The organism is Methanobrevibacter curvatus, assembly GCF_001639295.1.
In the GTDB taxonomy this organism is placed as follows: Archaea; Methanobacteriota; Methanobacteria; order Methanobacteriales; family Methanobacteriaceae; genus Methanoflexus; species Methanoflexus curvatus.
In genome coordinates, this window is sequence record NZ_LWMV01000206.1 from 1 (window position 1) to 11,875 (window position 11,875).

General features: G+C 27.8%; 8 protein-coding genes, 1 tRNA gene and 1 pseudogene. 7 read left to right on the forward strand and 3 right to left on the reverse strand.

Annotation, left to right across the window (positions count from 1 at the left end):
• From MBCUR_RS10620 to MBCUR_RS08535, 7 genes and pseudogenes are all read left to right on the forward strand, one after another.
• A pseudogene (locus MBCUR_RS10620) lies at positions 1-521 on the forward strand (hypothetical protein); the annotation flags it as partial.
• Positions 522-1,057: 536 nt separating this feature from the next.
• On the forward strand, positions 1,058-1,483 hold the full coding sequence (locus MBCUR_RS08510) for a 30S ribosomal protein S12 (RefSeq protein WP_067092489.1): 426 nt from the start codon (positions 1,058-1,060) through the stop codon (positions 1,481-1,483).
• A gap of 57 nt (positions 1,484-1,540) precedes the next feature.
• Positions 1,541-2,101, forward strand: coding sequence for a 30S ribosomal protein S7 (locus MBCUR_RS08515; protein ID WP_067092490.1), 561 nt, complete (start codon positions 1,541-1,543; stop codon positions 2,099-2,101).
• A gap of 282 nt (positions 2,102-2,383) precedes the next feature.
• Positions 2,384-4,576, forward strand: a complete 2,193-nt coding sequence (locus MBCUR_RS08520) for an elongation factor EF-2 (RefSeq protein WP_067092491.1) — start codon at positions 2,384-2,386, stop codon at positions 4,574-4,576.
• A 584-nt stretch (positions 4,577-5,160) separates the two neighbouring features.
• Positions 5,161-6,396, forward strand: coding sequence for a translation elongation factor EF-1 subunit alpha (tuf, locus tag MBCUR_RS08525; RefSeq protein ID WP_067092492.1), 1,236 nt, complete (start codon positions 5,161-5,163; stop codon positions 6,394-6,396).
• An 80-nt stretch (positions 6,397-6,476) separates the two neighbouring features.
• Positions 6,477-6,785 carry a 30S ribosomal protein S10 gene (rpsJ, locus tag MBCUR_RS08530; protein WP_067092493.1) on the forward strand — a complete coding sequence of 103 codons (309 nt, stop codon included), beginning with the start codon at positions 6,477-6,479 and terminating at the stop codon, positions 6,783-6,785.
• Positions 6,786-6,981: 196 nt separating this feature from the next.
• Positions 6,982-7,065, forward strand: a tRNA-Ser gene (locus tag MBCUR_RS08535).
• Positions 7,066-7,083: 18 nt separating this feature from the next.
• Here the strand turns inward: MBCUR_RS08535 and cobK are convergent.
• From cobK to MBCUR_RS08550, 3 genes are all read right to left on the reverse strand, one after another.
• A complete protein-coding gene (cobK, locus tag MBCUR_RS08540; protein WP_067092494.1) occupies positions 7,084-7,920 on the reverse strand; it encodes a precorrin-6A reductase in 837 nt (278 codons plus the stop codon).
• 703 nt (positions 7,921-8,623) lie between these two features.
• Positions 8,624-11,239 carry a cation-translocating P-type ATPase gene (locus tag MBCUR_RS08545; protein ID WP_067092496.1) on the reverse strand — a complete coding sequence of 872 codons (2,616 nt, stop codon included), beginning with the start codon at positions 11,237-11,239 and terminating at the stop codon, positions 8,624-8,626.
• Positions 11,240-11,278: 39 nt separating this feature from the next.
• A complete protein-coding gene (locus MBCUR_RS08550; protein WP_067092495.1) occupies positions 11,279-11,554 on the reverse strand; it encodes a hypothetical protein in 276 nt (91 codons plus the stop codon).
• Positions 11,555-11,875 lie beyond the last annotated feature (321 nt).

Here is an 11,875-nt window from a genome sequence, read left to right on the forward strand (position 1 = left end):
TCATTAACCAAAAGAAAATAGCCATAACAACAGATTTAAAAACAGAATATAAACCTATAGTAGAAAAATTAGGATTTAAACACCAATGGTGCCTATTCCACACAAGAAAATCATTTAAAAATGCATTCAAAGAATACAAAAAGAAAAACAAAGTATCATCTTACGAAAAATACCTTGTAAACTACTACATTGAGAAATTCATGCTAATGTTTAATCAACCATCCTACGATGAAGCAACAAAATCTTTAAACTGGTTTATAAAAGAATTTGACAACCTTCCAAAATTTATTCAAAACCAATTACAAAAAAAAGTAATTCCCTATTTTAAAACTTTCACACTCCATTTAACAGACGATAATGTACCAAAAACAAGCAATCTCTGCGAAAACATGTTTGGAAAAACAAACCCTAAACACAATAAACGCAGAACTAAAATTATTAAAGGGATTGATACCCGTTGCAGGTTGAGAGAAAGAAAATGGAATGAAAGAAAATTGAAAAAAAATCAGCGAAGTTCTTGACAATGCCTTTTAATCAAAAATCAATAAGTTTATAAAGGTTAAAACTCATATATTTTTATAATAGCTATGATTATAGAAAAATTGATTTATTTAATTTTTTTTAACTATTATTTTGTTTTTAATTTTATCTTAATCAACGAAATTAGCTACTAATGAATTTTTATTCATTTATAAATTTTATTTAAGAGTATAACAATTAATTTTATTCTTGTTTTCTTCTTAGAGTTTTTAAGTATTTTATCTTATTGATTAAATGTAATTTTATATTACTTTTTTAATTTGTTAAATGTTTATTGGTTTTTTACAAATTAAATACTAGATAAGACATATATTCTACTTTAATTATTTAATAGTCTTTAAATGTTAATAATCCTTAACTATTAATGATCTTAATGTATTTAATCTTTATTTTTTAGAATATATGATTTGTGTGCGCTTTTAATTTTAATACTTATCTCAAGATAACAGTATATTTGTTTTACTAATGTAATAATTATTTACAAAATATTTACAAAAAATGTTTTAGAGGGTTTATTATGCCAGGATTATTTGCAGCAAAAAAACTTAAAAAGAATAGACAGAATTTCAAATGGAAAGATGTGGATTATAAGAGGAAGGCTTTACGTTTAGATGTTAAAGCTGATCCTTTAGAAGGTTCTCCTCAAGCAAGAGGAATTGTAATAGAAAAAGTAGGTATTGAAGCAAAACAACCTAATTCAGCTATTAGAAAATGTGTTCGTGTTCAATTAATCAAAAATGGAAAGCAATTAACTGCTTTTGCTCCAGGTGATGGTGCTATTGGTTTTATTGATGAACACGATGAAGTCATGATTGAAGGTATTGGTGGACCTTCTGGTCGGTCTATGGGAGATATTCCAGGTGTTCGTTGGAAAGTTAGTAAAGTTAACAATGTTGCTTTAGAACAGATGGTTAGTGGAAAAATAGAAAAACCTGTTAGATAGATTGATTTTTAGAAGATTTGATTTTTAGAAAGGTTTAATTTAATAAGGGGTATTTTTATGATTCAATTATTTGATAAATGGGACAGTGAAGACATTAAAGTTCAAGATTTAGGTTTAGTAAACTATATTTATTTAGGGGATAAATTAGTTCCACATACTTTAGGTAGACATGTTAGAAGACAGTTTGCAAAAAGTAAAGTATCTGTTGTAGAAAGATTAATGAATAAGCTCATGAGAACAGAAAGAAATGCAGGTAAAAAGAATAAAGCTTACAATATTGTTAAAGAAGCTTTTGAAATTATTAATAAAAGAACCAAAGCAAATCCTGTTCAAGTTTTTGTTAAAGCTGTAGAAAATACATCTCCTCGTGAAGAAACTACAAGAATTAAATATGGTGGTATTGGATACCAAGTAGCAGTCGATATTTCTCCACAAAGAAGAGTTGATCTTTCTTTAGGATTTTTAACTAGAGGAACTTTACAATCTGCATTTAAAAATAAAAAATCTGTTGGTCAATGCTTAGCAGATGAAATTATCCTTGCTTCTGAATATGATACAAGAAGTTTTGCAATAGGCAAAAAAGAGGAAAAAGAAAGAGTAGCAAGAGCAGCTCATTAATAGAGTAGCTCATAAATAAAACAAACTTTTTTTAAATAAGAGCTAAGTTTTTAACTTGAATTACAAGATGTTTGATTAAAGTTTAATTTAAAAAGCTTTTCTAATTTTTATTGAAAATTTATAATACTATAATATTATCAATGAGGTTTATAATAAAGTTTAATAATGACATTTATAATAAATTTTATAATAATTTTATTATTTTTCTAAAAATATTTAAGAAATAGCTTTAAAAGTATTTTTTTTTATGATATAAATTCGTTTTTATTTATAGGTGATATTTTGAGTAGACGAGACAAAATGATTAGCCGGATTAAAGAGTTAATGTATGAACCAGAGTTTATTAGAAACATTGGTATTGTAGCACACATTGATCACGGAAAAACTACTTTATCCGATAACCTTCTTGCTGGTGCAGGAATGTTGTCTGAAGATTTAGCAGGGGATGCAAGAAGTCTTGATTTTGATGAACAGGAAGCAGCAAGAGGAATTACAATTGATGCTGCAAGTGTATCTATGGTTCACAAATTCAGTGGTGATGATTATTTAATTAATTTAATTGATACTCCAGGACATGTTGATTTTGGTGGGGATGTTACCCGTGCAATGAGAGCTGTAGATGGTGCAGTTGTTGTTGTATGTGCTGTTGAAGGTATTATGCCTCAAACAGAAACTGTATTTAGGCAAGCATTAAAAGAAAATGTTAGACCTGTCTTATTTATTAATAAAGTTGACAGATTAATTAATGAACTTAAATTAAAACCAGAAGAATTACAAAATAGGTTCTTAAAGATTATTGCTGAAAGTAATAAACTTATAAAGAACATGGCACCTAAAGATAAGAGAGACCAATGGAAAGTAGATGTAACCGATGGTTCTGTTGCATTTGGGTCTGCTTATCATAATTGGGCTATTAACATTCCGATTATGCAAAAGTCTGGTATCAACTTTAAAGATATTATTGATTTCTGTAATGAAGAAAGACAAAAAGAGTTAGCTCAAAAGGTACCTATTACCGATGTTTTACTTGGTATGGTTGTAGAACATTTGCCAAGCCCTCTTGAATCTCAAGCTTACAGGGTTCCAACAATTTGGGATGGAGACATTGAAAGTGAAGAAGGACAAGTCATGATTAAAACAGAATCAGATGGTCCTTTAGCAGTTATGGTTACAAATGTAAGTGTTGATAAACATGCAGGAGAAATAGCTACTGGTCGTGTATACGGTGGAACCATAGAAAAAGGTAGTGAAGTCTTCCTTGTAGGATCCCATGCTAAAGCAAGAACCCAGCAAGTAGGTGTATTCTTTGGGGCTGAAAGAGTTAATACTGATAAGGTTCCTGCTGGAAATATTGTAGCTATTACTGGTGCAAGAGGTGCTGTTGCTGGGGAAACTATTTGTGATGTAGATAGAAAAATCAAAGAGTTTGAAGGAATTGAGCATATTTCTGAACCTGTGGTTACAGTTGCTGTTGAAGCTAAAAGCACTAAAGATTTACCTAAACTTATTGAAGTTTTACGTCAAGTTGCTAAAGAGGATCCAACTATTAGAATTGAAATCAATGAAGAAACTGGTGAGCATTTAGTGTCTGGTATGGGTGAACTTCACTTAGAAATCATTACTTATAGGATCAAAGATAAAGGTGTAGATATTACAACCTCAGAACCTATTGTTGTTTATAGAGAAACTGTTTCAGGCACAGCTGGACCTGTTGAAGGTAAATCTCCTAATAAACATAATAGGTTCTATATTGAAGTTGAACCTGTTGAACCTTCAATTTACGATGCAATAATTGAAGGTACAATTAAAGAAGGAAGAGTTAAAGGTAAAGAATCTGCAAATACTTTTATTGAGCATGGCTTAGAAAAAGAACAAGCTCGTAAAGTATGGGATGTTTATGGTAGAAGCTTATTTATTAATGCTACCAGGGGTATTCAATACTTAGATGAGGTTCGTGAACTCTTACTTGAAGGTTTTGAATCCGCACTTGATTCTGGACCAATAGCTAATGAAAAAGTCTTAGGTTTAAAATTCAAGTTAGTAGATGCTAAACTTCACGAAGATGCTGTTCATAGAGGCCCTGCTCAGGTTTTACCTTCTATACGAAAAGCTATTTTCGGTGCTATTATGTTGGCACAACCTACTTTACTTGAACCTATTCAAAAAGTATTTATCAATACTCCTCAAGATTACATGGGTAATGCTACTCGCGAAGTCCAGAATAGAAGAGGACAAATCGTTAATATGGATCAAGAAAACGATATGTCAACTATTGAAAGTAAAGTTCCTGTTGCTGAGATGTTTGGTTTTGCAGGTGATATTAGATCGGCTACTGAAGGTAGATGTTTATGGTCTACAGAAAATGCTGGTTTTGAGAAATTACCTCAAGAATTACAAAAACAAATTATTAGGGAAATTAGACAAAGAAAAGGTCTTAATCCTGAACCTTTCTCAGCTGATTATTATTTAGGATAATTTATTTTATTAAATAATAATTCTTTTTATTGTTTAATGTTTTAAATTATTTTTTAAATTTTAATATTATTTTTTTATTTAAATTTTAAATTCAAATTTAATTCAAATTTAGTTTAAATTTTTTTATTTGTTTAAATTTTTCATATTTTTTATTCAAAAAAAATCATTAGATATATATATCTTAAAAAATATATATATTCAAGTTAAAAATTTAATTTCAAATTTTCAACTTTTAATTGTACTTAAATTTTTAATTAATGTACAATTTAATTTATAATTTAATTTATCAATTTTAATTTATAATTTAATCTGTTCTATTTTATTATTTTTATTTAATTGTATAATTAAGTTTATAAATATGTAAAATAAATTTATAATATATAAATATTTTAGTAAATATATTATTTTAATCAAAAATATTTTTTATCCAAATATTTTATATGCAAATTTTTATATTAGGTTTTTATATAAATTTACATGATAAATTTACAAGTATTTGCAAAAATTTACAAAAGTATTTGCAAAATTTATATAAAGTTGTGTTGTAAATTATCATTTAAATGATAAATAAATGAGGTTATATTATGGCAAAAGCAAAAGAACATATCAATTTAGCATTTATTGGACATGTTGATCATGGTAAATCTACTCTTGTAGGACACTTATTATTACAAGCTGGTGCAATTGCAGAACAGCAATTAGATGAAGGTGAAAACAAATTTAGATTTGTTATGGATAAATTAGGTGAAGAAAGAGAAAAAGGAGTTACAATAGATTTAGCTCACCAAAAATTTGAAACTTCTAAATACGAATACACAATTGTGGACTGTCCAGGACACAGAGATTTCGTTAAAAATATGATTACTGGTGCATCTCAAGCTGATGCTGCAGTTCTTGTAGTGGCTGCTGATGATGGTATAATGCCACAAACTAAAGAGCATGTTTTCTTAAGTAGAACTTTAGGTATAGACCAATTAGTTATTGCAATCAATAAAATGGATTTAGTTGATTACAAAGAAGATAAATTCAATGAATTAAAAGATGAAGTATCTGCTTTAATAGCCACTGTTGGATATAAAGATGTTCCTTTTATACCTGTTTCTGCATTTGAAGGAGACAACATTAAAGAAAATTCACCTAATACTTCTTGGTATAAAGGAGATGCTTTAATTCCTACTTTAGATAAATTAAAAGCTCCTGAAAAACCAACCAACTTACCTCTCAGAGTTCCTGTTCAAGATGTTTACTCCATCACTGGTGTAGGAACTGTTCCTGTTGGAAGAGTAGAAACTGGTCTTATGAAAAAAGCTGATACTGTTATATTTGAACCTGCTGGAGCTTCTGGAGAAGTTAAATCTATAGAAATGCATCACGAGATGTTTGATCAAGCTGAACCTGGAGACAACATTGGTTTCAATGTAAGAGGTGTCGGTAAAAATGATATCAGAAGAGGAGATGTTGCAGGACACACTAGTAATGCACCTTCAGTTGCAAAACAATTTGATGCTCAAATTCAAGTTTTACAACACCCTGGTGTTATCACTGTTGGATACACTCCTGTTTTCCATTGCCACACAGCTCAAGTTGCATGTACTTTCTTAGAGTTATCTAAAAAATTAGATCCAAGAACTGGTCAAGTAGCTGAAGAAAACCCAGACTTCTTAAAAACTGGTGATGCAGCTATTGTCAAACTTCAACCAACAAAACCTATGGTTATTGAAAAATATAGTGAAATTGGTCCTATGGGTAGATTTGCTATAAGGGACAGTGGTCAAACCGTTGCTGCTGGAATGTGTATTAATATTCTCCCAGCTAAATAAGTTTGATAACTTATTTTTAGAAATTAGGATTATTCCTTCTTTCTTTTATTTTTATTCTTTTATTTTTTAAGAGGAATTAAATGAATCAAGCAAGAATTAAACTTACAGGAACTGACCCAGAAAAATTATCTTATGTTTGTGATCAGTTAAGAAAAATAGCTGAGAGAACTGGTGTTGACTTATCTGGTCCTATTCCACTTCCAACAAAAAAATTAGTTGTCCCTACAAGGAAATCACCTGATGGTGAAGGAAAAGCTACTTGGGAAAAATGGGAATTAAGAATTCATAAAAGGCTTGTTGGAATTAGTGCTGATGAACGTGCTATGAGACAAGTTATGAAAGTTAATGTCCCAGATAATGTTAGTATTGAAATAGAACTTAAAAGTTAATTGTTCTATTTAACTTATTTTAATTTATTTTTTATAATATTTTTTCATATTTAAATTTTTTATAATATTTTTTCATATTTAAATATTTTATAATATTTTTTAAGTTAACTTTTTTTTTATAAGTTTTTTTTTGAAAAAATTCAAAACAAAATCATATTTTTTTTTTAGTTTGATTGATATATTTGTTTAATCTATTGCCGAGGTAGTCTAGTCTGGTAAGGCGCAGGACTTGAAATCCTGTGGAGATTTCTCCGCCTGAGTTCAAATCTCAGTCTCGGCGTTAATACTTATTTTTTTATTACTCTTTTCTCATCTTAACTTTTTTTATTAATTCCTTTAAATCTTCTAAATCATTTATAATTAATTTACCATTTAGCTCTTTGATATTTGGTCTTTTTACCAAGAATATATATATGTTTAAATCGTCAGCTGCTTCTATTTTTTCTTTTAATCCTCCAGCTATTCCACTTTCCTTGGTTATAATTGCATTTATATTATATTCTTTAAATAATGCTTTGTTGAAATTTTTAGAAAATTTTCCTTCAATAGCTATAATATTCTTTGGATTTATTTCCATTTCAGTTGCTTTTTGGATTGATGTATTGTGTGGAAGTATTCTAATTAAGACATCTTTTGGATCTAAATATTTTAATGTTTGATTTAATGTTGAAACCCCTCCCAAATGAAAAACTTTATTATTAGGTAGATTTTTAGATATTATAATTGAAGCTTCTTCAAAAGATTCAACCATGAAAACATTTTCGAAATGTTTTAAATTTAACCCATTTATATCTAAATAAGGTCTTTCATATCTAATATAATCTATTTTTGTATTTTTTGAAGCATCAATTCCACTTAATCTTCCGTTTTTAGCAAATGGATGGCTTGCATCAAGGATTAAATTAATAGAATATTCTTTAATGTAGTCTGTTAATGTTTTATCTGAAGTAGATCGTGAAACAACTTCTCCAATTTCAATGGTTTTAGCTATTCTGGCTCCATGGTCTGTTGTGGTAGTAGTTAAAACAAATACATCTGGAAACGATTCTTTCAACATATTTAAAATAGATATTGAATCACTTGTTCCACCCATTAGAAGAATTCTTCTTTGATTCTTATTTGTTTCTTTATTCATTAACTTCACATTTTTTAATTTTTTTAATTTTTTTAATAAATATATTAATTTTATATTTACCATTTATAGTATTATTTTCTAATTAATTTTATAATTTTTTTATAGAACTTGCATTTTTTTTTATACATTTTATGTTTTTTAGAGAAATTTATATTTTTTTTATACATTTTTAATTATTATGTTTATTATTCATATCTTTTTTTTTAAATTTCAATAGTATTTTTGCTTTGATTTGAATCAATTTTAAATTTAATAAAGAAAATCTTGATATTTCCATGTAAAAAACATTAAATAAATTTAATTACAGTCCTGAAAGAAATTTTCGAATTAATAGTTTGTTGAAATATTTATTTATTTTAAAAAATAAGTTTATATTATATCTAATTTTTAAAATAATCATTTATAATTTTATTATATAAAAAAATATTTATTATGATTATTTAATTTAATTAATAAATCATTAAAAAATAGAAGCTTATAAGAATAATTACAATATTGTATAAAATAAACATAATAAATATTAATATAAATAATAATAAATGTCTTAAATTGATAATAAAATAATAGAAAGTTAAATAATGAAGAGTTAAATTAGATGTGGAAATTAGTGTAAATTATTAAATAAAAATAATGCCAACAATTTAATGTAGAATAATTAAAAAAGAATTAAAGGAAAAAAATAAGTGTTTAATTTTAATTTATTTCATCCTCTTAAAATTATTTTTTTCATGATTTTGTCAGAAACAAAGATTACTGCACCTGCAATTACAATAATTACCCAATCAATGATTCCTAATCCAGTTGTTCTAAATATTCCTTGTAACCATGGGAGATATACAACCAATAGTTGCATTACAAAAGATGCTAAAATAGCTATCCAGAAAAAATTGTTCTTTTCATCGGATTTTGCTCTTGCATTCAGTGCATTGAATATTTGATAAACCACAAATAGAGTAAAAGCTATTGTCATTGCTTTGATTTTAATGTCTTCTGTAGGATTTGTAATTGAACCTCCTAAAGACAACTCGTAAAGGTATACTCCAAGAGTTCCTATTGCCATTACCACTCCAGCAATTACAATGTGTGAAAGGGAATATTTATTTAAAATACTGCCTTTTTCAGGTGGTCTTTTCATAATGTTTTTTTCAGCACCTTCAACACCTAAAGATTGGGCTGGTGGACCATCCATCATTATATTTATCCATAATATTTGGATTGGATTAAATGGAATAGGCAGAGACATTAGTGATGCACATATAATGGTTAAAATAGCTCCAATGTTAGTAGAAACTTGGAATTTTACAAATCTTTTAATGTTATCATAGATTTTCCTTCCTTCTCTAACAGATTTAACTATTGTGGCAAAGTTGTCGTCTTGAATAATCATGTCCGCTGCTTCTTTTGCAACATCTGTTCCACTTCCCATTGCAACTCCAATTGAAGCATTTTTAAGTGCTGGAGCATCGTTAACACCATCACCAGTCATTGAGACAATGTTGTCTTTTCCTTGAAGTGCTTTAACTATCCTAACTTTTTGCTCTGGAAATACTCTTGCATAAACAGAAACATCTTCTACAATTTCATTAAACTCATCATCATTTAAATTATCAAGGTCACTACCTGTCAAGATTTTTCCATCTTTTAATATTCCAATTTCTCTTCCAATAGCTGCAGCTGTTTCTTGATGGTCTCCTGTAATCATAACCACCTTAATTCCTGCAGTGTTACATGCTGCCACAGCTTTTTGGGCTTCTTTTCTTGGAGGGTCCATCATTCCAACTAAACCAGCAAAAATTAAGTCTTTTTCAACTTCATCAGTAAAATGAATCTCTTCTTCTGCCTCTAAATCATCATTTATTTCTTTGTAAGCCAAGCCTAAAACTCTTAAAGCTGAGTTTGTCATTTGGTGCATGTTTTCAATTACTTCTTTTCTTAATTTTTCATTTAATTCTACGATTTCTCCTTCATTGTCTATGTGAGAGCATAAGTTTAACATGATCTCTGGTGCACCTTTAGATAATACTTTTATGTTGGCATGTTTCTTGCCTTCATTATTCTGTTCAATATTTCTGTGGATAGTAGTCATTCTCTTTCTTGAACTATCAAGAGCTATTTCTTTTATTCTTGGAAGTTTTTTTTCTAAACTGTCTTTTACATAGTTATTATCTTCAGCAAAGTTCATTACAGAAATATCGGTTGGGTCTCCAATTTCTTTACCATCTTTAACACTTGAGTTATTACACAATGTACAAATTTCTAAAGCTTTCTTTTTGTTGTTTAATCTGTTATCAACCACAGTCATTTTGTTATGGGTTAAGGTTCCAGTTTTATCGGTACAAACTACAGTACATGAACCAAGGGTTTCAACAGCCAATAATTTTCTAACAATTGAATTGTTTTTAGCCATTTTTTGCATGCCTAAGGCAAGAGTTAAGGTTAAAACAGCAGGAAGACCCTCTGGAACAGCTGCAACAGCCAAGGACACAGCTGTCATAAATGGTTCTGTTATTGTGTCTATATTTGTAATAAATCCTTTAGATGCCATTTGCAAGATAAAAACAAAAACACAAATTACAACTGCAATTAATCCTAAGGTTTTTCCTAAACTTGCAATTTGCTTTTGAAGTGGAGTTTCAGTGTCTGCTTCTTGAATCATTGTAGCAATTTTGCCTATGGATGAATTCATCCCAATAGCTATTACAACTCCTAATCCACGCCCATTAACTACTGATGAGTCCATGTAAGCTATTTTTGATTTTACTGAATCATCATGTGAACTTTCTATTTTACTTAAATCAAAATCTGCTTTATATTCATGATTCTTGTGAACAGGTAATGATTCACCAGTTAAAGATGATTCATCAATTTTCAAATCAGAACTTTCAATTAAAATAATGTCAGCAGGGATTTTATCTCCCTCTTCAATGGCTACAATATCTCCAATTGTTAACTCTTTTGCAGGGATTTTAATTAATTTATTGTTTCTTTTAACAACAGCTTCAGCTGAAATTAAACTTTTTAACTTTTCCATAGCTTTTTCTGCTCGGTATTCTTGTATAAATCCAATTATACCATTTATTAAAACTACAATTAATATTACAACAGAATCTATCCAATCGCCAATGAAATATGCAGCAACAGCAGCTATTAAAAGCAATATTATTAAAATATCAACAAATTGCATTAAAAATACTTTAATGGGATGATCTTTTTTAATTTCATTTAAAGTATTTTCTCCATACTTGTTTAATCTAAATTCAACTTCTCTATCTTCAAGACCTGTTTCGCTAGTATTGTATTTTTCTAGTATTTTTTCTATTGTGCTCATTTAATCCCTTGTTTTATAATATGAATTATTTTATGATTTTTTTCTTATTATTTCTAACTCTTGCTTTATCTCTTTTAAACCATGTCTGATTTCTTTAGCATTGTTATGTTCTTCTATTTCTTCTATTTCATCTTTAATGGCTTTTAAACCAGGTTTTTCCTTTAATTCTTTTTTAATTTGCTCTAATTCATGTTCAATTTGTTGAATTCTTATATGTGCATTGTAAAATAACCATTCAGTTAATGTAATATCATTTTCTTCTAAATGTGCCTTAATTTCTTGGATTTCTTCTATTTTGGTTATCATATTATCCTCATTTATTTCTATTTTTTATATTTATTTGCCATTTTTGTAATCATATAAATTTTATTACTTATTAAGTATTCAATTATTTACTCATTACTCTATTATTTATTCATTACTCTATTATTCATTATTTTATTATTTATTATTAAATTATTATATATATTAAATTAAAATTTTTTATTATTTTGAAAGTACATATAATTTAAAAAATTTCAATTTTTTAATTTCAATATCATTTTTAAAAATTAAAATTAGTAATTTAAAATTAATAAAATTAATTTAATGTTTTTTTTTTTTATTAGAGACTATTTTTATCACAAG